The organism is Mesorhizobium sp. WSM4821, from assembly GCF_055901555.1.
Map to the genome: position 1 here is coordinate 6,212,947 of NZ_CM148371.1, position 22,153 is coordinate 6,235,099.

The 22,153-nt window shown below is 61.7% G+C and carries 18 protein-coding genes and 3 pseudogenes; 9 read left to right on the top strand and 12 right to left on the bottom strand.

Annotated features, from left to right (window positions below):
* Window positions 1–15: 15 nt before the first annotated feature.
* Together AC0NID_RS30365 and AC0NID_RS30370 are read left to right on the top strand one after the other, a co-directional pair.
* The gene (locus AC0NID_RS30365; RefSeq protein WP_473456371.1) at window positions 16–489 is read left to right on the top strand and encodes a GrpB family protein; all 474 of its coding nucleotides are present in this window, start codon (window positions 16–18) and stop codon (window positions 487–489) included.
* 45 nt (window positions 490–534) lie between these two features.
* A pseudogene (locus AC0NID_RS30370) lies at window positions 535–726 on the top strand (recombinase family protein); the annotation flags it as partial.
* Here AC0NID_RS30370 and AC0NID_RS30375 read toward each other — a convergent pair.
* Both AC0NID_RS30375 and AC0NID_RS30380 read right to left on the bottom strand, forming a co-directional pair.
* A pseudogene (locus AC0NID_RS30375) lies at window positions 727–945 on the bottom strand (site-specific integrase); the annotation flags it as partial.
* A 256-nt stretch (window positions 946–1,201) separates the two neighbouring features.
* Complete coding sequence (locus tag AC0NID_RS30380) at window positions 1,202–1,567, bottom strand: winged helix-turn-helix transcriptional regulator (RefSeq protein ID WP_473456372.1); 366 nt, start codon at window positions 1,565–1,567, stop codon at window positions 1,202–1,204.
* Window positions 1,568–1,679: 112 nt separating this feature from the next.
* Here AC0NID_RS30380 and AC0NID_RS30385 point away from each other — a divergent pair, with 112 nt between their 5' ends.
* The 4 genes and pseudogenes from AC0NID_RS30385 to AC0NID_RS30400 form a co-directional block, all read left to right on the top strand.
* The gene (locus AC0NID_RS30385; RefSeq protein ID WP_473456373.1) at window positions 1,680–2,426 is read left to right on the top strand and encodes an SDR family NAD(P)-dependent oxidoreductase; all 747 of its coding nucleotides are present in this window, start codon (window positions 1,680–1,682) and stop codon (window positions 2,424–2,426) included.
* 352 nt (window positions 2,427–2,778) lie between these two features.
* The gene (locus AC0NID_RS30390) at window positions 2,779–3,405 is read left to right on the top strand and encodes a class I SAM-dependent methyltransferase (RefSeq protein WP_473456374.1); all 627 of its coding nucleotides are present in this window, start codon (window positions 2,779–2,781) and stop codon (window positions 3,403–3,405) included.
* A 360-nt stretch (window positions 3,406–3,765) separates the two neighbouring features.
* On the top strand, window positions 3,766–4,038 hold the full coding sequence (locus AC0NID_RS30395; RefSeq protein ID WP_473456375.1) for a hypothetical protein: 273 nt from the start codon (window positions 3,766–3,768) through the stop codon (window positions 4,036–4,038).
* 270 nt (window positions 4,039–4,308) lie between these two features.
* A pseudogene (locus tag AC0NID_RS30400) lies at window positions 4,309–4,631 on the top strand (alpha/beta fold hydrolase); the annotation flags it as partial.
* A 7-nt stretch (window positions 4,632–4,638) separates the two neighbouring features.
* Here AC0NID_RS30400 and AC0NID_RS30405 read toward each other — a convergent pair.
* The 8 genes from AC0NID_RS30405 to AC0NID_RS30440 form a co-directional block, all read right to left on the bottom strand.
* The gene (locus AC0NID_RS30405; RefSeq protein WP_473456376.1) at window positions 4,639–5,883 is read right to left on the bottom strand and encodes an adenylate/guanylate cyclase domain-containing protein; all 1,245 of its coding nucleotides are present in this window, start codon (window positions 5,881–5,883) and stop codon (window positions 4,639–4,641) included.
* Window positions 5,880–6,269, bottom strand: coding sequence for a response regulator (locus tag AC0NID_RS30410; RefSeq protein ID WP_287177411.1), 390 nt, complete (start codon window positions 6,267–6,269; stop codon window positions 5,880–5,882). The genes AC0NID_RS30405 and AC0NID_RS30410 overlap by 4 nt, the downstream gene beginning before the upstream one ends.
* Window positions 6,266–11,431, bottom strand: coding sequence for a GAF domain-containing protein (locus AC0NID_RS30415; protein WP_473456377.1), 5,166 nt, complete (start codon window positions 11,429–11,431; stop codon window positions 6,266–6,268). The genes AC0NID_RS30410 and AC0NID_RS30415 overlap by 4 nt, the downstream gene beginning before the upstream one ends.
* A 723-nt stretch (window positions 11,432–12,154) precedes the next feature.
* Window positions 12,155–13,048 (bottom strand): ROK family protein, encoded by an 894-nt coding sequence (locus AC0NID_RS30420; protein WP_473456378.1) that lies wholly within the window; start codon window positions 13,046–13,048, stop codon window positions 12,155–12,157.
* Window positions 13,045–13,848 carry an alpha/beta fold hydrolase gene (locus tag AC0NID_RS30425; protein ID WP_473456379.1) on the bottom strand — a complete coding sequence of 268 codons (804 nt, stop codon included), beginning with the start codon at window positions 13,846–13,848 and terminating at the stop codon, window positions 13,045–13,047. Before AC0NID_RS30425 ends, AC0NID_RS30420 begins: the two co-directional genes overlap by 4 nt.
* Window positions 13,845–14,681, bottom strand: coding sequence for a sugar phosphate isomerase/epimerase family protein (locus AC0NID_RS30430; RefSeq protein ID WP_473456380.1), 837 nt, complete (start codon window positions 14,679–14,681; stop codon window positions 13,845–13,847). The genes AC0NID_RS30425 and AC0NID_RS30430 overlap by 4 nt, the downstream gene beginning before the upstream one ends.
* Window positions 14,681–15,760 carry a Gfo/Idh/MocA family protein gene (locus AC0NID_RS30435; RefSeq protein WP_473456381.1) on the bottom strand — a complete coding sequence of 360 codons (1,080 nt, stop codon included), beginning with the start codon at window positions 15,758–15,760 and terminating at the stop codon, window positions 14,681–14,683. Before AC0NID_RS30435 ends, AC0NID_RS30430 begins: the two co-directional genes overlap by 1 nt.
* 15 nt (window positions 15,761–15,775) lie before the next feature.
* Entirely contained in the window at window positions 15,776–17,008 is a 1,233-nt protein-coding gene (locus tag AC0NID_RS30440; RefSeq protein WP_473456382.1) for an ROK family transcriptional regulator, read from the bottom strand.
* Window positions 17,009–17,146: 138 nt separating this feature from the next.
* On the opposite strand from AC0NID_RS30440, the gene AC0NID_RS30445 reads away from it, so the two are divergent.
* The 3 genes from AC0NID_RS30445 (at window position 17,147) to AC0NID_RS30455 (ending at window position 20,007) form a co-directional block, all read left to right on the top strand.
* Window positions 17,147–17,890, top strand: coding sequence for an ATP-binding cassette domain-containing protein (locus AC0NID_RS30445; RefSeq protein WP_473456383.1), 744 nt, complete (start codon window positions 17,147–17,149; stop codon window positions 17,888–17,890).
* A gap of 50 nt (window positions 17,891–17,940) precedes the next feature.
* The gene (locus AC0NID_RS30450; protein ID WP_473456481.1) at window positions 17,941–18,921 is read left to right on the top strand and encodes an ABC transporter permease; all 981 of its coding nucleotides are present in this window, start codon (window positions 17,941–17,943) and stop codon (window positions 18,919–18,921) included.
* Between the two features lie 75 nt (window positions 18,922–18,996).
* Window positions 18,997–20,007: a sugar-binding protein gene (locus tag AC0NID_RS30455; protein WP_473456384.1), complete on the top strand. Its 1,011-nt coding sequence runs from the start codon at window positions 18,997–18,999 to the stop codon at window positions 20,005–20,007.
* A gap of 212 nt (window positions 20,008–20,219) precedes the next feature.
* Here the strand turns inward: AC0NID_RS30455 and AC0NID_RS30460 are convergent, their stop codons facing one another.
* Together AC0NID_RS30460 and AC0NID_RS30465 are read right to left on the bottom strand one after the other, a co-directional pair.
* Window positions 20,220–20,993, bottom strand: coding sequence for an SDR family NAD(P)-dependent oxidoreductase (locus AC0NID_RS30460; protein ID WP_473456385.1), 774 nt, complete (start codon window positions 20,991–20,993; stop codon window positions 20,220–20,222).
* Between the two features lie 115 nt (window positions 20,994–21,108).
* Entirely contained in the window at window positions 21,109–22,140 is a 1,032-nt protein-coding gene (locus AC0NID_RS30465) for an ABC transporter permease (RefSeq protein ID WP_473456386.1), read from the bottom strand.
* Between the last annotated feature and the right edge of the window lie 13 nt (window positions 22,141–22,153).

Sequence of the window (22,153 nt, forward strand, 5' to 3'; positions counted from 1 at the left end):
GGGGAGGAGATACAGATGGCACTCACCAGCAAAATCGCCCCCTATGACAGCCGATGGCCTGCTCGGTTTTTCATTGAGAAAGAACGCGTAGCAAAGAGCTTCGGCACGGAGCTCGGCGATATTCATCGTGTTGGAAGCACGGCTGTTCCCGGCCTCGCAGCAAAACCTGAAATCGACCTCTTGGTTGAAGTGTCGGAGCATCGAAATCAGGCCGCGCGTGACGCTTCCATGCGTGCCTTGGGCTACGTTCGGGGAAAGGACCTTTCCGCAGGCCACCATTTCTATCGTCGCGACGTTGATGGGGTACGAACACATAAGGTGCATGTTTGTGTCAGTGGCCATTGGCAGATTGAACGAATGCTCCGCTTTCGTGACCTCCTGCGAGATGATCCCGTTGTCCGACAGCAATCAGGATTTGAAACTTCAGCTCGAAGCGAACAATCGACAGGGCATTGGCGAGTATCTTGCGCAGAAGGCTCCCTTTATTGATGCCTTGATGGGGCCGGAACCTCTGTCGCGAAATTCTCGTCGCGGCTGGCGCGCAACGGCCGTGACTGGCACACATTGATCGAGTTCTGTGGATTGGTCGGGACCATCATCGTCGACGAGGACGGAATGTACGATCCTCGCCATCCCAATGATCGGCTGTTGCTGGGAATGAAAGGCACGATGAGTGAGCTTGAGCTTTCGCTGTTCCGCCAGCGCTCGCAGGAGGCGCTGAAGCAGCCGAGGTGAGTGAGTGCCATACTCCTCTGGACGAAGGCCGATCGCCGTCACCCATTCGTCAACCAGGCGAGCGTACTGCCTCGTGCTCATGTGGTGTGCCTGATCGATGCGGCTTGGGAATGCATAGTCCTCGACCGTGCCGCCACGCCGTTCGAGCCAGGCCAGCAGGCTCGCTCTCACGTCGCTGGTGATCTCAAACTGGACCGGCCTCCCCGTCTTTTATCACGGGGCGCAGAGCCGGCGCGCTAACCAGCTTCGCGATTGCGGAAGCAAAACCAGATAACCACAAATGGAGCCGACACCAGACCGTCCGCTTCCGGAGAGCGATGGCAAGAAATTGGACTTACGTGTGATTTGGAGACACGCAGCTACGGTTCAATCGTCCAGCCGGCCGGGAAAGATGCAGATAGGCACTATTCCCCACGCTATAGCGACCTCAGGCGCCCCATAGCTTGCCGGCAGGATATTCGGAAATTCAGGCGGCCTTCTCCACCTCGGGAGTGCCGCGGCGTGACATGAGTTTCTCGACTTCGATCATATGTTCGGTTCCCCAGGCGCAGAGCGGCTTTAAGGCTTCGGCGAGAGTCTGACCGAACTCAGTAAGGGAATACTCGACTTTCGGCGGAATCTCCTTGAAGTCGAGCCGATCGACGATTCCATCAGCCTCAAGTTCCTTGAGTTGCTGGATGAGCATCTTGTCACTGACATTGCCGATGGCGCGTCTCAGGTCACCATAGCGTCGGGCTTCGTGGGCAAGGTGGAACAGGATCAAGGGCTTCCACTTGCCACCAATGACAGCCAACGCCGCGTCCAGGCCGCAGATGAAGCCAGATGTCGCCATTTCGTATGCCCCAATTAGTGCTCGCCAGAATACACTTACCAAAAGGTGCATACTGGAAGAAAGAAAAGCAACCCTCTAAGTCGAAGCGGTCATCATTTTCCAGGAGATAGAGATGGGCAGGCTTGAAGGTAAGATCGCCGTCATAACCGGTGGCAACAGTGGCATCGGTCTGGCCACCGCCAAACGGTTTGTGGCGGAAGGCGCCGAGGTTTTTGTTACCGGTCGTCGTCAGGAAAAACTGGACAGGGCGGTGCGGGAGATCGGTTCCGGAGTGACAGCGGTGCAGGGCGACGTTTCGCGTCTGGATGATCTTGATCGGCTGTTCGACGGGGTGCGTTCGAAGAGCGGACGAATAGACGTTCTCTTCGCCAATGCCGGGCTCGGAACGCTGGCTGCGCTTGGCGCTATCGACGAAGCGTCGTTCGATTTAACGTTCGATGTCAACGTCAAAGGAACGCTGTTCACGGTGCAAAAGGCGCTGCCGCTTATGCAAGCCGGCGGATCCATCATCCTCACCGGCTCGACCACCGGCTCGACGGGAACACCTGCATTCAGCGTCTACAGCGCGACCAAGGCTGCAATCCGCAATTTTGCCCGAAGCTGGGCGCTAGATTTGAGGGGGGCAGGCATCCGCGTGAACGTGCTCTCTCCCGGCGCCACTGAGACGCCTGGCCTCAAGGGCCTGGCAAAGGCCGGAGAGGAGGATGCGTTGATGGAGGGCTTTGCCACGCAGATACCGCTCGGTCGTGTCGGGCACCCAGAGGAGACGGCGGCTGTGGCGCTCTTTCTTGCCTCGAACGAGAGCAGCTTCATGACCGGTAGCGAGGTCTTCGTTGACGGCGGAGCCGCACAAGTTTGACGGCCGATCGAACCTCGGCCCCGAGCTTTCTTGCTCGGGGCCTTTCTCCGTTCCGCTACAGCTTGATGACGGACCGGCGGGATTCGAATGCGTACACCGAACAAGGGTGGCACTTGGATGCCCACAAGCAACGTCAGCTTTTGAACGTTGGACAATGCAGCTTTGATGTTCGAAATCGGGCGCATTGCCGCCCGGCAGCATGGGCAATCGGTCGGTAGTGTTTCTGATCGCATTTCTGCTAAAGCTGGGAACCAAATCGCCCGCGATGTCACCAACTGCCGAAAGTGTAAGAGCGCAATGGCTGATGGGCATCTCGCTCATCTGGCCTCCTGTCTTGAAGAGGAGCGCTAAGATGAGCACCGACCGGGATACCGTGCGGTCCTATGATGCGGTCGCGGCGGAGTACGCTGCCGAGGCTGCGGCGATGCCCGAATGGGTCGCAATGGAGATCGATGCGTTCGTGACAGAGCTGGGTGGCTCGGGCAGGGTGCTGGAGATCGGAAGCGGTGGCGGGCGAGATGCACTTGAGCTTGAGAAGCGGGGGATTAGCGTCCGTCGCACCGACATTTCGAAGGGTTTCGTCGAACTGCTTCGCGAGAGTGGCTTCGAGGCCGACCTGTTGGACCCGCTGACCGAAGACTTGGCCGACCCGCAGCGTCCCGGCACGCCGTACGACGGGATCTGGGCCTGTGCCTGCCTGATTCACGTCGCGCGCGAGGATTTCGGCACGGTGCTTGGGCGGCTTGCCGAGGCGACCCGGACCGGTGGCCGACTGCACGCCTCGGTTAGAGAGGGCGATGGCGAGGATGTGTCCACACACGGCGGCGCTGCAGCGCCTCGGCGCTACTTCGAGATGTACTGGCGCGAGTCTGCCCTGCGGTCCGCGCTCACAGACGCCGGCTGGATCGTCAGCGAGGTACGTCGGTGCATCGGAAAGCCCAATGATCGGTGGCTGAGCGTTCGGGCTGGTCGGGCGTGACGCACACAGACCTTGCGGGAATGGCCGGTTGTGGCGCGACCATGGACTCCAGGTGGTCACCGCAATGTCTGCTTCCGGGCGAAGGCAAGGATCGCCTCTATGGCCAACATTGGGGGCGTTGCCGCCCGGCGGTCATGGGGCCGTGACCCGACTGTCCGCAATCGAGAGCCAAACGGCTAAAGCAGTCGTTCCTGTACCGACCTATTTGTAGATTTTCAGGTGCCGACTGGAGGCTCCAAAGCGCTGGTTGCCATCAGCAATGGCTAATTGACAGTCCATGGGAAACGGCGCTCATTGGCCTTGCGCAGATGGATCGCGGCATTCGGCGGCGATTTCAACCATCGGCGTGGGGAGGATGCCATGCCAACAATTATCGGCCATCACAACATTACAAAAGATACCAAGCACTGGCTTAGTTCATCGAAGCGCAAAGAGTTGTTCGGTGCGATCGGGATTACCAACATCCGCACCTTCGTCGATCCGCAGAACCCTAAACGTGTGGCGCTGATGATGGAAGTGCCGGATATGGATAAGCTGTCGGCAATGATGCAGAGCAAAGCAGCCGCCGACGCAATGGCCTTCGATGGCGTGGTGCCGGAGTCACTGGTGATCCTGGTCGAATCCAAAGGGTAGCCGCCCGCCGGCCGAGATGGGGCCGAAGGCTGTCAGTCCGCTTTGCGCAGCCAAGGTGGAATAGCAGATATTCGCCTGGATGAGGCGGCTGCCCGAGTCTCACCCAAGTCGGACGAGCTGGACGAAAGAGAGAGGGCGGCGGCACTCGTTCAACGAGCGCTGCTAATTCGGAATGGGCAGCGATTGACGCTTCGCCTCATCCGAGGCCGGGTTTGCGAAGTCCTTCGATGGAGATTGCCCGGTCCTCCGGACGGTGCTTCTAAACCTGGGCTCGCTCGCAAAGGTGTAGCTGTCCTACGCTTCGACTTTACGGCCTTGGGATCGAGCGAGGGCGAATTCGCCCCGACGAATTTCTCCTCGAATGTCGCCGACCTCCGTTCGGCCGTCGGCTATCTGCGCAATCATTACCGCGCACGGTCCTTGCTGATCGGCTATTCGATCGGATGTGCGGCAGTCCTGGCGATGGCCAAGGATATTCCCGAGGTGCGCGCCATCGCCACGATCGGCGCGCCCGCCGATGCCGTTCATGTATTGAAGAATTCGGACCGAGCCTCAAGGAGATCGAAGGGAGAGGAAACGGACATTTGAACGTAGGCTCGATCAATCCATGTTGATCCGCGGACCTGTTGCCCCGTTCAGCAATCGCTTCAAGTGGAAGCTCGCAAGCTGGTCCCCTGCGCGCCTGCCTACTTCAGCAGCGAACGAGGTGACCGCACTAGGGTCGCCGGCTTCCAGCTTGGCGAAGGCCGCGAGGTAATCCTTCGTCGCGAGGTCGTCGCATTGCTCAGGCCTCAGCGGCTCGAAAGCGCGCAGCGACTCCGTTCGTCCTCTCAACACGAGGTCACCCACCGGCCGCCCTCGGAAATTCGCAACTTGCCTAGCGACGCTCTCGCTCACGCAAATACGGGTGCCCAGTTGCTTGTTGGCGGCTTCCAGCCGAGCCGCGATGTTGATGGTATCGCCGTAGGCCGTGTAATCGAAGAAGCGGCCCCCGCCGAAATTGCCAACGATCGCAGGCCCGGCGTGGACGCCGATGCGGGTGGGGCCGAGCGCCACGCCCCTGGCGCGCCAGCCGGCGCGGAAGTCTTCCGTGAAGTCGTCGAGGTCAAGCGCGCAGGCGACGGCGCGGGCGGCATGGTCGGGCTGCTCGCCCGGCGCGCCGAAGAGCACATGCAGTGCGTCTCCGACGATCTTGGCCACCGTACCCTCGTGGTGGAAAACGATGTCGGTCATGCCGGCCAGGTACCGGTTGAGTAGCTCGCCCAGGACCGACGGGTGGAGCGTTTCCGCCAACGCAGTGAAGCCGGCGATGTCGGTGAAGAGCGACGCCACCTGGCGTCGCTGCCCGGCAAGCTCGCCAGCGTCGCCGGCGAGCCGCTCGGCGAGGTTGGGCGAGAAGTAGCGCGACAGCGAGGCGTGCGCGCGCTCGGCCGCCGCCTGCTTGCCCCGCGCCTCGCGCAGAAGGGCAAGGTGCCTCAGCGTCTTGGAGATAGTCGTCTCCAGGTCGGCGAAATCGATCGGCTTCATCAGGAAATCGAAGGCGCCGCGGTTCATTGCCGTGCGGATGTTGGCCATGTCGCCGTAGGCCGATACGATGATGGTCGACAAACGCTCCTCGGCGTCCTGGAGCTTCGCAAGCAGCGACAGCCCGTCCATGCGCGGCATGTTGATGTCGGTAACGACCATTTCGATGTCAGGATTGACGGCGAGCACTTCGAGCGCCTCGACGCCATCGCGGGCGAAGATAAAGCTAACGGCGCCGTCGCGGATCTGGCGGCGGAACTTCTGCAGGACCAGCGGCTCCAGATCCGGCTCGTCATCCACGACAAGGATTAGCGCTGTCACGCCGCGAGCCCGACGCGGGCGTCGATCTCGCCGCGCAGCGCGACAAAATCGAGCGGCTTCGTCAATAGCGACTCGGCGCCGTTTTCCAGCGCCTTCCTATTGGTCTCTGCGTCGCCATAGGCGGTGATCATGATCACGGGCACATCGGGACGCAACGCCTTCGCTTTCGGCAGAAGCTCCAGGCCGCTCATGCCCGGCATGTTGATGTCCGACAGGATGAGGATCAGCGAAGCGCTTTCCGCCGCCTCGATAAGCGCCAGCGCCTGCGGCGCCGAAAGCGCGAACGCCATCTCGAAGCGCCCGGTTCTAAGATCTCGCCGGAACTGCTGCCGGAACAACAGCTCTACGTCGGGCTCGTCGTCGACGACCAGGATCAGCAGGCTCAAGCGTTGCCTCCGGTTTTGGCGAGCGTCGCCGCACCTCGCGGTAAAACGATGCGGAACTCGGTGAAGGTGTCCGGCTCGGTCTCCACCTCTATCGTGCCGGCGTGCTGTTTCACGATGATGTCGTAGCTCAAGGACAGGCCAAGCCCCGTGCCCTCGCCCGCCGGCTTGGTGGTGAAGAACGGGTTGAACATTTTTTCCTTCACGTCCGGCGGGATGCCGGTGCCGTTGTCGCGGATCCTGATCTCGACCGCATCGCCCAGGCTTTTCGTCGATACCGCCAACACCGGCTCGTAGCCGGTTTCGCCTTCGGCCGCCCGCCGTTTCGTCGTCGCGTAAAAGCCGTTGGAGATCAGGTTCAACAGCACGCGCGTGATTTCCTGCGGAAAGAGATCGACCTCGCCTGCGCTCGGGTCGAAATTCCTTTCCAGCGTGATGTTGAAGCCCTTCCCTTCGGCGCGCGCGCCATGATAGGCGAGGTTCAGGCTCTCCTCCACGACCGCGTTGATGTCGACCGGCCGGTGCTCGCCCGAGCCCGAGCGCGAGTGGAGCAGCATGTTCCTGACGATCGAATCGGCGCGCTTGCCGTGTTGAACCACCTTGTCGAGATTGCCTTTCAACATCTCCGATAGTTCGTCGACTTCCGCACGTGTCTTATCGTCCAGCACGGCGCCTTGCAGTGTCTCACGCAGTTCCGTGATCAGGTCGCCGGAGAGCGAGGAAAAATTGTTGACGAAGTTGAGCGGGTTCTTGATCTCGTGCGCTATTCCCGCAGTCAATTGGCCGAGCGAGGCGAGCTTTTCCGTCTGCACCAGTCGGTCCTGGGCCTTGCGCAGGTCGTCCAGCGAGCGCGACAGCTCGTCGGTACGTGCCTGCACCTCATCGAACAGGCGGACGTTTTCGATCGCGATCACGGCTTGGTCGGCGAACGTTTGCACAAGTTCGCCTTGGCGCGAAGTGAATGAATTCGGCTCCATCTTTCCGAGGAAGAACACGCCCTCGACCTTGCCTTCTCTGAGCATCGGAACACCCATCAGCGCTCTTGTGTCGGTGATTGCCCGGAATTCCTGCAGATTGAAATCCGCATCCTCTTCCACGTCGGGTATGTACTCGATAGTACCCGAGAGGGCTACGCGTCCCGAAAGCCACCGGCGGTCGATTGCGATCGGATGATCCATCGTCCAATCGGTTTTTCTTTCGGAGATAGTGGCGCGGCCACGCAGCATGTTGCCGTAACGAAGGAAGATTCCGCCATAGCTTGCTCCGCACAGCTTGGCGGCCGATTCGACCAGAGCGTTCAACACGGTGGGCAGATCGAAAGCCGCGCGGCTGATCACCTTCAGCACATCCGCCGTCGCCGTCTGCTGCCTCAGCGCCTCGCTGACATCTGCGGTACGTGCCTGCACCTCGTCGAACAGGCGCACGTTCTGGATGGCGATCACCGCCTGGTCGGCGAAGGTTTTGACCAGTTCGATTTCCCTCTCGTTAAAGGGCCGCACCTCGGTGCGGATCATGGCAAAGGTGCCAAGGAGTTCGCCTTCACGAAGCAGCGGCACTGCAAGGACGGTGCGCATGCCGCCGACCGCGGCAATCGCCGAGTGTGTATATTCGGGGTCCACGGTGACATCTTCGATCTGGATGACGCGCAGTTCTTCGGCAGCGCGCCCCACAGCCGATCCGCGGCCGGATTCCGTCTGGTGCGTTTCGCCATACTCCCTGAAGCCCGGGGGAAATCCGGTGATGGCCGCATATTCGAACCTGCCATCGATAATTCGTTCGAGGCAACCCTTGTCCGCGCGACACAGCCGGACTGCCGATTCCACGAGAGTGTCCAGCACCGTCTGCAGGTCGAAGGCGGATGCGCTGATGACTTTCAGCACATCTGCGGTCGCCGTCTGCTGCTGCAGCGCCTCGCCGAGTTCGGCCGTGCGCGCCTGCACCTCGTCGAACAGGCGGACATTCTCGATGGCGATGACCGCTTGGTCGGCGAAGGTCTTCAGAAGTTCGACTGGCTTGGCAGCAAGAAGGCCCGTCTCGGCGCGCCCGACGGCTATGCAACCGATGGGCAGGCCGTCACGCAGCATCGGCACGGCGACAGCGCTGCGCAGGCCCGAAAAAGCCGCCGCGGCGCGATGCGTGAATTCACTATCCAAGGTGAGGTTCGGGATCTGCGCCACCTCAAGATAGAGAATCGCCCGTTCGGCGGCACTGCCGCGAGTAGGTGCCACGGGAAAGGTGTTGCGTACGATCTCAACGCTTTCTTCGGTGATGCCGTGATGCGCGACGAAATGCAGAAGCTGGCCATCATATCTGTAGACAAAGCAGAACTGCGCTTCGCACAGACGGGCGGCACTTTGCGCGATCATGTTGAACACCGGCTGCACATCAGTGGGCGAGCGGCTGATGACGCCAAGCACATCGCTGGTCGCCGTCTGGTACTCTAGCGCCTCGGTGGCCTCCCGCGTCCGCTGCTGCACTTCCTCGAACAGGCGGACGTTCTCGATCGCGATGACGGCCTGGTCGGCGAAAGTCTGGACGAGTTCGATCTGGCGCTCGGAAAACGGGCCTGGCTTTGCGCGCGCCATCGAGAACACACCAATCGGGATCCCTTCGCGCAACAACGGCACCGATAACCCAGCTGCGAACTTTCCTATTTTTGGCACATCTGGAGTACCATACTCCAAGTCCAGGCTCACGTCGGGGACATGAACGACCGCCCTTTCCAATGCGGCGCGACCAACCCAGGAATCACGGCCAACCCGATTGGGATGGGCTTCCTCATGGGCTCTCAACTCAGGCGAGTCCCCATGCGAAGCGGATATGTGGTAAACGTCGCCGTCGAGCATATATATGCCACCCAATTCGGCCCCGCATAACTTCACCGCGGATTCTATCAGCGTCTGAAGCACCGCCTTGAGATCGAATGTCGAGGCACTGATAACCTTGAGCACGTCCGCCGTCGCGGTCTGCTGAGCAAGCGCTTCGGTCAGTTCGGCCGTCCGCGCCTGCACCTCTTCGAACAGCCTGGCGTTCTCGATCGCGATCACCGCCTGGTCGGCGAAGGTCGTGATCAGTTCGATCTGGCGGTCCGAGAAGGGCACCGTGCGCCTGCGCGCCGCCGCGATGACGCCGATCGGATCACCATCGCGCAACAGCGGTACGCCAAGAAAGGTGCGCGCGTCGCTCAGCTTGATCCATTCCGAGCGCGTATAGGCCGGGTCGGCGGTCGCGTCCGGGATATGCACCGTTCGCCGCTCCAATGCCGTGCGTCCGGTGGTGGTGCCGCGGTCGAGGCTCACCGGATTGGCGCGCCAGTAGTCGATCTGCGCGGCGTCCGCCGGGTGCGCCGCCACCAGATGATATTTCCCGTCATCCTTGCGCATGTAGACATAGGCATAGTCCGCCTCGCAGAGGTGGCCGGCGGTCGTGACGATGGTGTCGAGGACCGGCTGCGCCTGCGCCGGCGAGCGGCTGATCACGCCGAGCACGTCGGAAGTGGCGGTCTGGTATTCCAGGCTTTCCTGCAAATCCCTCGTCCGCGCCTGAACCTCCTCGAACAGCCGGACGTTGGAAATGGCGATGACGGCCTGGTCGGCGAACGTCTTGAGCAGCGCGATCTGCTTGTCGCTGAATGGCTTCGCCTCGGCGCGTCGGATCATTATCCCTCCGATCGCCTCGTCCTCGCGCAAGAGCGGAGCCGCAAGGATCGCGCGGAAACCGAGCCGGTGGGCCATTGCCCTGCCCGTGGCAAAGTCTACACCCGCCTCGGTCAGGTCATGAACATGGACCGGTGCCCGGTCGAGCACCGCGCGACCGGTGACCACGTCGCGGGCGACAGGCAGCCCGGCGTCGTCGACCGGGATTGGCCCATGATGCGCCCCGACCGCCAAACGATCGCCCTGCCGCAGATAGATCGTCGCGTCATAGGCATCGCAGAGACGCGCGGCGCTTTCAGCGACGGCGTCGAGAACCGGTTGGATGTCGGTGGGCGACGCCGCGATGACGCGCAGGATGGAGCCCGTCGCGGTCTCGCGCTCCAGAGCCTCGGTCACTTCGCGATTGCGCGCCTGCACCTCGTCGAACAGGCGCACGTTCTCGATCGCGATGACCGCCTGGTCGGCGAAACTCTCTACAAGTTCGATCTGGCGTTGTGAGAACGGCCCCACGGTCCGTCTCGCCATGCCGAAGACACCGATCACCTCTTGGCCTCGCTTGAGGGGAACCGAAAGGGCAGCGCGGAAATGGCCCATGCTCGCCGCTTCCGGCCTTTTGTATTCCATATCCTTGGACACATCGGGCGCATGAATGGTTGCCCCTTCGAGGGCGGCTCGACCTTGAAATGTCCCACGCCCGATCGGGTGTGGATGGCTCTCCTCATAAGCGCGAAGTTCATCGGTCCAGCCGGTGCCGGTCATGACCCGTAGCCAATCGCCGTCGCGCAGCGAGATCGCGCCCATATCCCCGCCGGCCAAGCGGATCGCCGAATCGAGCAGCGTCGTCAACACGGGTTGAAGGTCGAACGCCGACCGGCTGATCACCTTGAGCACGTCGGCCGTCGCGGTCTGCTGCGCCAGCGCTTCGCTGAGTTCGGCCGTCCGCGCTTGCACTTCTTCGAACAGCCGCACGTTCGAGATGGCGATCACGGCCTGGTCGGCGAAGGTCTTCAGAAGCTCGATCTGCCTGTCGCTGAACGGCCTCACCTCTCTTCGCCGCAGGCTAATCGCACCGATTGCTCTTCCATCGCACACAAGAGGTGTCACCAGAATGGTGCGAAAGCCGTACTGAATGGCCATTTCCCGGCCTGCCGCGAATTCGGCCCCGGCCTCGGACAGGTCTTCGACCTGCACGGTCCCCGCATCGATCACCGACCGCGCCATTACCCGGTCGCGCTCCAGCGGCCACGGCGCCTCATCGACCGCGATCGGGCCCGAATGGGCACCGAGATGGAGCATATCGTCCTTCTTGAGCCGGATGATCACGTCATAGGCGTCGCAAAGACGGGCGGCGCTCGCCGCCACGGCGTCGAGGACCGGCTTGATATCGGTCGGCGACGAGGCGATGACGCGAAGCAGCTCGCCGGTCGCCGTCTCGCGTTCGAGGGCTTCGTTGAGCTCGAACGTGAGAAGCTCAATCCTAGCTTCGAGTTGGCCGTGTGATTCCCGCATGTGCAGGTTCTAGCCCTCGGTCGCACCGCTGCCCACTAACTTGAGACACGAACCATAGGCAGAATAAAGCTAAAAATACTAGGTCACCGACGGTCGATCGATTCGTCCCCCCATTCGCAGCGAAGAAGATCGGTAGCCCGACTCTCGACGATTACCGATAGAGCGGTTCGCCAGCAATCAGAATCGTAAGGTGGCACTTCCTGCCAAGGGCCTGCGCGGGCTTGATCACGACCTTCCTGTATCTAACAGCAATGTCAGGTGTTGGCGCAACTGCGATGTCCAGGTGGTCGCCATCAAGGTTTGTTATCGGGCCGGAGCAAAGATCACCTCAACGGCCGACATGGGCGCATTGCTGACCGTCCGAATGTGGTCCGTTTGCTGCCAGTCCGGTTTCGGCACAATATGTAAGTGTAAGCTGCCGTTTGGCTCACGGGATCGTTCAACAGGGTCTCCATCAACAGGGCGTCTACTCCTGTGCCATGCCAACTGGCCTTCGATGATCATCGCTTCATAGACGGCATCCGTCATGGTGCGGGCGAAAGCGACGAGATTGCCGCTCTCGGATCCACGAAGTCAAATATCGGCCCGCCCTGCCCGAGCTACTCGGATTCCGCCAAGAGCATGACTGGCAAGACGGAGTCCGCCGTTCATGACCACAATCGTGAACTGCGCCGAAACCGCCTTTGAAGCGCAGCGACCGAATGGCTCCGCTGCACCGCGTGATCACATTGCGGCGAGCAGCAGGGCGCCATGAATGGCCGCCTGCCAGCCAAGGGACGCCCAGCGTATGTCCAGGGGCTGGACAAGCGGCGAATGCGGCAGGCATTCGGCGATACGCTGCTTCAGCGTCTGGCGGGGGTAGGCCTTCATGTCGACGATGCCGCCACCGATCAGGATTGTTTGCGGAGAGAACAAGGCGGCTGCCGTTGCGATGGTCACCGCCTGCTGCCAGACGATCTCATCGAGGCATTCGCGCAATGACGACGGTTGCCCTGCAGCTGAAAACAGACCGGCGACCGGGATATCGTAGTCCGTCGCGAGTTCAACGAGCGTTGCCCCTGAGGCATAGGTCTCGACCCGGTTTGGCGGTTCGCTTTCGTTGGGCCGGTAGATCGGCATATGGCCGATTTCGAGCGCCCAGCCGCCACCCCTGAAAATGCCATCCTTGCCGAGATAGGCCGCACCGATGCCGGTGCCGAGATAGACCGCCAGAACCTCCTTTTGCCGCCTCACCGCGCCTGCAACACTTTCGCCGAGCAATTGCAGCACGACGTCGCGTTCGAGGCGGACAGGGATGCCTAGCTTCGAAGCCAGTTCGGTCCCCAGCCGGATGCCGTTCAATTCGGGAATGTTGGCCGTGTGCAGCACCGTGTCGAAATCGCGGTCGATGAAGCCAGGTACGGTCGCAATGACGCGCGCGGGCATGAGGCCCGCATCGCGGTAGGCCGCTGTGACGGCGTCGGCCAGTCCCGCTACCGGCGCCCCTTGGCGCAACTGCGCGGTCGGGTAGGTGCGGGCAAAATCCACGGGGATGCCGTGGTCGGCAAAGCCAACCTTGACCGCCGTGCCGCCGATCTCGACCACGGCGATCGTGTCATCCATCGTTTTGTCGGTCATGCGAGCGTTTCCAGAAACTTCGAAAGACAGGCGCGGAATTCCCGCCGGTAGGCTTCGCGATCCTGCGATTTCGCGGTGATGGTGCGAAGCCGGGCGGACGGAATGAGCCCGGCCAGCGTATGCGCGTCGGCCAGTCGATGGACGAGGTCATGGTCATGGCCGATGACCAGGGTCGGCACCGTGATCGCACGGATATCGGCTTCGCTCACACCTGGACCATCGCCGGCGATTGCCACCAGCAACCTGCCGAAGAGCACCGGGCCCGGGCGATTGAAGAAGCCCTGCAGGCTGCTAAGATTGTCCGGCGCGAGCCTCGCTAGGTCGGCTGCAACTGCACTCTCATCGAACAGACGCATGGCGTCTTCAGGCGAATGGCGCATCAGCAGATCACCAACCACGGCATAGGGCCTCATATTGGCCGGCGCCGCCTCGGACACCCAGGCAGGCCGGGCCAGCACCAGCGCGCGGACACGGGCCGGCCTGTGCACTGCCAGGTGCAGCGCCAGCGCCGCGCCCATCGAAATGCCACCGACGATGGCCGGACCGATGTCGAGATCGTCGGCCAGCGCTTCGACGTCCTCGGCAAACGTCGCGATCGAAAGCCGCTCGACCGGCCCATAGCCGGATCCGCCCTGGCCCCGACAGTCGAGCGTCACGCGCCGCGTTTGTGGCAGATCGGGAAACACGTCGGCGACCTGTGCCTCATCGCCGCCAAGGCCATGCTGGAAGATGACGGGCAGGCCGACGCCGACGTCCCGGTAGGCAAGGTCGACGCCATCGCGGCTGAAGGTCCTTTTCACGCGTCGTCGCTCTCTTCCAGCACTGTGCGCAGAAAGGCGCCAACCCCAGGCGCCTCGGCCTCGGTCAGGCCATGCGTGATCAAGGGGCCGTCGAAGCCGGCGGCTTGAAGGCGGCTAATAAAATGCGGGAAGTCGACCACGCCCTGCCCTGCGGCGGCAAAGCTGCCATCGGCATGGCGGTCCTTGGCATGGGCCACGCCGATTTTTTCCGCCAGCAACTCAACAGCCTCGTCGATCAGGCGATGACGCTCTGCGCTGTCCGCCACTTCGAACAGATTTGCCGGGTCGAGCACGATGCGCAGGCGCGCGCTTTTCATTTCGTCGAGCAAGCGGCGCGCGGCGCGCGCACCGGAGACGACATTGGCGAGTTCAGGTTCGACACCAAGCTCTATGTCGAAGCGCTCGGCAATCGCGATCGCCGCTTCCATCTCCGTTCGAAGATCGCTCCAGGCGGCCTCCTTGGCATTGTCAGGATGCCTTCGCCACTGATCCTGCGCATCCCGGGAGCCGGTGCACAACGTGATGAGCCGGGTGCCCATGTCAGCGCATGACGCGGCCAGCACTTCGAGCCGGGCGAGTCCCTGATCGCGAACCGAGCGGTCCGGGTGGATCATGTTGTAAGTCCCAGACACGGCCGCGATCGAAACCCCCGTCTCACCGCTCGCCAGGGCAACGGATCGGCCCGCGTCGGGCTCGATGCTATCCGGCATCGACGGCAGGCCGAGACAGGCCATGTTGAACTGCGCCGCCGCGTAGCCGGCATCCGCCACCGCGCGCAGCACTGGCAAGGCGCCGGTGGCAGCGAAGGTCTTGGCGAAGATACCAAGCTGCATCACACGACCCCGTCAACATCGGCGAGGTTGACGGCGCGGCCGCCGGCGGCGGCCGAGCGGGCGATTGCCGCCATTCCTCTCACCGATGCGATGCCGTCGTCGATGCCGGCGCCGACCATGGGCGCGCCATTCAGCACGACATCGGCAAAGCCTTCGAGCTGGCGGCGATAGAAGTGACCGTCCGCGCCGAGCGCGCGATGCCAGCTGCCATCGGCCTCGCGGAAAATGTCGACCTCACTGCTCTTGTAATACCAGGGGTTATAGGTCTTCGCGAGAACGCTGCCGTTCTCGCCGTAGATCTGGAACCCTTCATGCCAGTCCATACGCACGGCGACCGTCAGATCGAGATGGCCGATCGAACCGTCTGCGAAGATAGTGGTGACGAACCAGCAATAGGCGCCGTAGCGTTCGGTGAGCCGGGCCTCGACGGCCTCGATCGGCCCATGCAGATGGCGGGCCGTGTCGATAAGATGGCTGCCATGCGCCAGCATGTAGTACTGGCGCAGATCCGCCTTGGGATTGACGGAAGGTTTGCGCGCCTTGGCGCTGGTGATGATGAGCGGCTGCACCGCATCGGTCATGGGGTAGCGGTGCGTGCTGTCGCAATACCAGCCTTTGAACGCCAGCCGCTCGCCCATCTCGTCATCGACGAAGGCCTTTGCCGCCTGGACGCCGGGATCGAAGCGCTTCATATGGCCGACCTGGAGCACCTTGCCGCTCTTGTCGAGCGCGGCCCGCAAGCCTTCGACTTCCTCGACCGAAACACCCAGCGGCTTTTCGCAAAGCACATGCTTGCCGGCATCCAGCGCCAGTTCCGCGGCCTTGACGTGAAACGTGTCCGATGTCGCGATGATGACGGCATCGAGATCGGGATCGGCCAGCATCTGGCCATAGTCGGCATAGGATTTTTCAGGCGCGTACGTCGCGGCCATCCTGTCGCGCAGATCGTCGGCGACATCGCAGATCGCGTAGAGATCGGCATTGCGCGCCTTTGTGCAGGATTCGAAATGCGCCGCCTGCGCAATCGGGCCGCAGCCGAGCACGCCGACACGCAGCCGCTTTTCGTCTTTGCGAGGCATGGAATTTTCTCCTGATTAGTGCGCGGCGAGGCCGCGAAGTTGAAATTGCGGATCGCCCGACAAAGCCGCCTGATGCAGCAGACAGGCAGCGCCCAGTGCGGGACCGTCGGCGCCGACACGCGATAGTTCGATCGTGGGAACGGGATAACCTTCGGCCAGGAAATCCAGCAAGAAAGTTTCCACCTGTTCGGCGACAAAGGGATAGACGGCGTTGACCGAGCCGGAGAGAATGATGCGCTCCGGCTGCAAGGTGCAGGTAAGCGTCGCCAAGCCGCGGCCGAACCAGAGCGCCCAGTCGCGCGCGGTGGCGACGGCTGCCGGGTCGCCGCCGGCCAGCGCGGCGACAAACTCATCCACACCGGCGCGCCGCTTGCTTATATGGAAGTAGCGTGCCAGCAGCGCATCCTTGCCGACATAGGATTCCAGCCGGCCCGGGCGCTTTGCGTCGAAAACGAAACCTTCATCGCCAACGCGCAGATGCCCGATTTCGCCGGCGCCGCCGAGCCGGCCGCGATGCAGCCTGCCGGCATTGATGATGCCGCCGCCGACGCCGTTCTCGATCAGGATGACCAGAGCATCCTCATCGTCCTTTCCGGACTGCGGCCGGTATGTCTCGGCCACCGCGACGGCATTGGCATCGTTTTCCAGGAGGATCGGAAAATCGTTGCCAAACGCATTGCCCAAAAGCTCGGCGAGGTTGACCCCGTGCCAGCCAAGGATGGTGGCATGGTATGAGACGCCATCAGCCGCGGGGAAGCCGGGCACGGCGACATTGAGCCCATAGGGACGCGTACCCTCAGGCAATTGCGAACGGATCTCGCCGACGAGTTCCTCGATGACGGCGACCGCGGCCTCAGGCGTGCTGCCCGGTCCGGCAAACGCTCTCGAGGCGCTCGTACGCAGCGCGCCGGCAAGGTCGACAGCTACAGTCGCGATCCAGTTGACGCCGATATAAGCGCCAAGAAAGAAACCGCCATCTCCTTCGATCTCGACTAGGATTCCAGGGCGGCCGACCCGGCCCTCACCGTCCTGTTCGTCATCTCCATCCGACCGCTCACGCGCCAGACCGGCTTCGGTCAGCCCCAACACCAGGGCGCCGGTGGTCGAACGGGTCAGGCCGAGGTCGCGTGCGAGAGCCGCCCGGCTCAACGCACCAGCACGAAACAGCGCTGCAAGGGCCCGCGTTTCATTCGGCCGAAGATCGGTCGACACCAGCACGTTTTCCTCCATTGTTTGTTTGATTTCCATACTAATTGACTTTCGCCTCAGTTTGAAAGGGCCAAAATGACGTGCACTGCACAAAATTTTAGGCGATTTGTGCCTATTGACCGGGGTTTCAAACGATGATTTGTATCTAAATCTTACAAATGTGCATGGGAGGATGCGATGCCGGTTCTAGCGCGTCTCGAACATATCGTGAAAGATTTCGGTGCTGTTCGCGCGCTGGACAATGTTTCGCTCGACATCAAGGAGGGCGAGGTTCTCGGCCTGATGGGCGACAATGGCGCCGGCAAGTCGACGCTGGTCAAAACCATCGCCGGCAATTTCCAGCCGACGTCAGGCACCTATGTGCTGGAAGGCAAACCGGTGCTGCTGTCGGGGCCTGGCGATGCACGCAGGCACGGCATCGAGGTCGTCTACCAGGACCTGGCGATTTGCGACAACCTGACGGCCTCGGCCAATGTCTTCCTCGGCCGCGAGATCATGAAGAGCCTTGGGCCGCTGAAGGTGCTCGACCACAAGAGCATGAACCAGCGCTCGGCCGAGATTTTCCGAGAGCTGAAGTCGGAGACGCGGCCCGCCGATCTGGTCGTGCGCATGTCGGGTGGCCAGCGGCAGGCGGTGGCCATCGCCAGGACCCGTCTGGCCAAATCCAAGATCGTGCTGATGGACGAGCCGACCGCGGCGATCAGCGTCAGGCAGGTTGCCGAGGTGCTGGCCCTGATCCGGCGCATGAAGGAACAGGGCCTTTCGGTCATCCTGATCAGCCACCGCATGCCCGACGTGTTCGAGGTCTGCGACCGCGTGGTGGTGATGCGCCGCGGCCGCAAGGTCGCCGACAAGCCGATCGCGCAATCCAGCCCCGAGGAAGTGACCGGCCTGATCACCGGCGCCATCCAGACCGCCTGAAACAGCCTTCACGGAGCTATCCCATGAGCGCCCCCGACGACCATCCCGGAATGGAAATCGACCTTTTGAAAGGGTCAAGCCGCACGCTTTTGAATCGCGTGCTTCTGGCGCAGGAAACCTGGATCGCGATCGCCATCCTGGTGCTCGGCCTTGTCGTGTCGATGATTGCGCCGAAATTCGCCACGCCCGGCAATCTGCTCAACATCTTCCAGAACGCCTGCTTCATCGGCATCATGGCCATCGGCATGACGCCGGTCATCATCAGCGGCGGCATCGACATTTCGGTCGGTTCGATCCTGGGCATGTGCGGCGTCACGCTCGGCATCGTGCTCAACGCCGATATGCCACTGGTCGTCGGCATCGTGGCGACACTGGCGATGGGCATGCTGTGCGGCGCCGTCAACGGAACGATCATCGCCTACGTGAAGCTGCCGCCATTCATCGTCACCCTGGCGACGCTTTCGATCGGCCGCAGCCTGGCCCTGGTGCTGACCAACAACCAGGTGTTCTACGAATTCGGGCGGGCAAGCGATGCGATCGTCGCGCTCGGCGGCGGCTACACATTCGGCCTGCCCAATGTGGTCTACGCGTTGGTCATCGGCGTCATCGTCCTGCATTTCCTGCTGACCATGTCGCGCTGGGGCCGCTATCTCTTTGCCATTGGCGGCAATGAGCCGGCGGCACGGCTGTCGGGCATTCCGGTCGATGTGATCAAGATCTCGGCCTATGCGTTCAGCGGCTTCATGGTTGCCGTGACCGCCATCTTCCTCGTCGGCTGGCTGGGCGCGGTGACCAATTCCCTCGGCACCGGCTACGAGTTGCAGGTCATCGCATCGACCGTCATCGGCGGCGCTTCGCTGACCGGCGGCTTCGGCTCGGCACTTGGCGCCGGCATCGGCGCCATTCTCGTCGAAACCATTCGCAACGCACTGCTTCTGGCAGGCGTCAACCCGTTCTGGCAGGGCACGTTTGTAGGATGTTTCATCCTTGCAGCCGTCCTCCTGGAAAGAATCCGCTCTGTACGACGCTAGGGCATGATCCCGAAAGATCATGCTTCGACAAGAAGTTAGGGCGGACACGTCACGGCGAACCCAATGGAGGAAACAATGTCGCTGTCGAAAACGCTTAGAACCACGCTTTCTCTCGCCTGTCTCGCAATCGGCATGACGGCGGTCCAGGCCAATGCCGAGGAGCGCGAATTCGCGCTCGTCTTCAAGGTCCTAAACAATGCCTTCAGCCCGCCGATCCAGGCCGGCTGCGAAGCCGCCGCCAAGAAGCTCGGCGACGTCAAATGCACCTATGTCGGGCCTACGGAATATGATGAGGCCAAGCAAGTGCAGCTGGCGCAAGACATGGTCACGCGTGGCGTCGCCGGCCTCGGCATTTCGGCCGGCAATCCGAAAGCCATGGCCCGCATCATGAAGATGGCCAAGGAAAAGGGCATTCCGGTCGTCACCTATGACACCGACGTGCTGCCGGAAGACGCCGGCCTGCGCTCGACCTATATCGGCACCGACAATTACGAGTTCGGCGTGGCGCTGGCGCAGAAGGTGCTCGCCCACAAGAAGAATGGCACCGTCTGCATCCAGTCCGGCGCGCCGGCTTCGGAAAACCTCAAGGCCCGTGTGCAAGGCATCCGCGATACGCTGGCCGGTGTCACCAAGGACAAGGGAGTCGAGACGCTGACCGGCCAGAACGGCTGGACCGAGCCGGCGGGTTGTCCGGTCTACAACAATGACGACATCACGCTTGCCGCCCAGCAGGTGCGCGACGTCATGACCAACAACCCCGATCTCAGCGCCTTCGTTGCGGTCGGCGGTTGGGCGCAATACGCGCCGGAAGCCTACAAGCAGGCGATGACGCCGCTGAAGGCGCGTCTCGACAGCAAGGATCTGGTGGTCGTGTTCGGCGACAATTTCGGTCCGCAGCTGCCGCTGCTCGCCGCCGGCCTCAGCCACTACAATATCGGCCAGCGCCCCTATGACATGGGCTTCGAAACCATCATGGCGCTGGATAAACTGAGCAAGGACGGCACGGTCGAACCGTTCATCAAAACCGGCACCGAAGTCTGCACGCCGCAAGACGCTCTCACCACCTGCGGCAAGGTCGCCAACTGATCTCAACTGCCAAGCTCACGCCCCGGCTGCCATCAGCCGGGGCGTGAGACATCAAGCACAACAAACACGAATATGCCTGGTAAACTGCGAGCTCTAATCTACGCGCCATTGCTGCTTTCAGTTCGGCCGAAACCTGGAACACCGTTCTCGTCGCTGCTCTTGAGAGTAGCAATTATGATCGCGGCAACCATCACATTCAGCGACCATCGATCTTACGCGATTGACCAACCGCCATCGATTATAAGATTCGCCCCATTGACCAGCGCGCCCGCTGGCGAGGCCAAGTACACCACCGCGCCAGCAACATCATCCGTTTCACCAATTCGACCCAGCGGGATATGCGCGAGCGTTTGTTGATAGGATTCGGGATCGCTCAGATACGGACGGGTCGAGTCCGTCCAAATAAAGGTGGGCGAAATGCTGTTCACTGCAATTCCCAATGGACCCCATTCTGCCGCCAGGCACCTGGTGAGGTGATTGATCGCCGCCTTCGACATGCAGTAGATCGACTCCCCTCGCAGTGTGACTGTGCCCGCCTGCGAACTTATGTTCAGGATTCGACCGGCCTTTCGCTCAATCATCGTCTTTGCCACAGCCTGCGTCAGGAAGAACGTGCCCTTCAGGTTCGTGCTGAGAACCAGATCGAAGTCTTCTTCACTGACTGACTCAGCGGGGCTTCGACGCGATATTCCGATATTGTTGACCAACACATCGATCTGTCCAAAACGGGCCACCACATCGCGCACCGCGTGCTCGATGTGGTGGGTCTGAGCTATGTCCAGTCTGACGAGCAGCGCGCGGCGTCCCAGCGCTTCGACGGCGGAAACCAGATTCATGCCGGCATTGTTGTCGCGAACAACCGCCACGACATCGGCTCCTGCCTCAGCACATGCTAACGCACAAGCCCGACCAATGCCGCGCCCGGCGCCAGTCACCATCACGACCTTCCCGTCTAGACCGAAATTGGGCAAAGAACTCTTCGTCATCTTAAGTGACTCCAATAGGCGCCCGGCTTGGCCGCTTGGCAGTTTCAGGTGCTTTGTGAAATGGTGACAAAGCCAGGATCAACGGCCAACGCTTGCGCGTTTCGCGCCGGCTTTCTCACAAGGCTCTGCGCCGAGATTTTACGAAGGTGTCGAACGCGACCGCGAGAACGATGATAACGCCGATGATGATTTGCTGGACGTAGGCGGAGACGTCGAGAAGGACGAGGCCGTTTAGCAGCACACCGATCAGAACAGTACCGATGACCGTGCCAAATATCGTGCCGGTGCCGCCAAAGAGACTGGTTCCACCGATGACCACCGAGGCGATAACGGTCAATTCGAAGCCCGTACCCGCCACGGCTTCAGCCGAGTTAAGCCGTGCGGCGAGGACGAAAGCCCCCAGTCCGGAAAAGAAGCCGGTGATGACGTAGACGCTCAGGATTATCTTCCGGACATTGAGGCCAGCGAGACGTGCGGCCTCGGGGTTTCCGCCAACGGCGTAGATCTGTCGGCCATAGCGGGTGTAGCTCAGCGTGATGTGGGCAATGATGGCGAACAGGACAAAGATCAGAACTGGAACCGGAATAGGTCCAACCTTGCCTTGCCCCCACCAGACGAATGCATCGTCGAATCCGCTGACCGGTCCACCCCCGGAAAAAAGCAACGCAGCGCCGCGAAAGGCTGACATGCCCCCGAGCGTCACGACAAAGGGCGGCACCTTAAACCTTGTGATGGCCAACCCTTGGACAAATCCTGCTGCGACGCCGACACCGACGGCTGCGAGTGCGGCAAACTCCCAGCCCAATCCGAATGAGGCTGAGCCATCGCCGACGCTGAATCGGTTGTCGAGGCCACCTTTTGCCACCACCGCGGCAACCAGCCCGGCCATGGCAAGAATTGAGCCTATTGAAAGGTCGATCCCGGCTGTGAGGATAACGAACGTCATTCCGATCGCTAGCAATCCATAGATTGAAACCTGGCGGAGCACATTGAAAAGGTTCAGCGGCGTGAGAAAGCGCGGCTCAAGGATCGAGAAGCCGATCATGAGAACCATCAGGAACAACACCGGAGCGAAACGTGCCGCAACGTTGATTGGTCGGAACCGGAGCCGCCTTCCGACCGCCTCATCTGCTGTCACTTGTGCCATGTTTTTCTCCCCT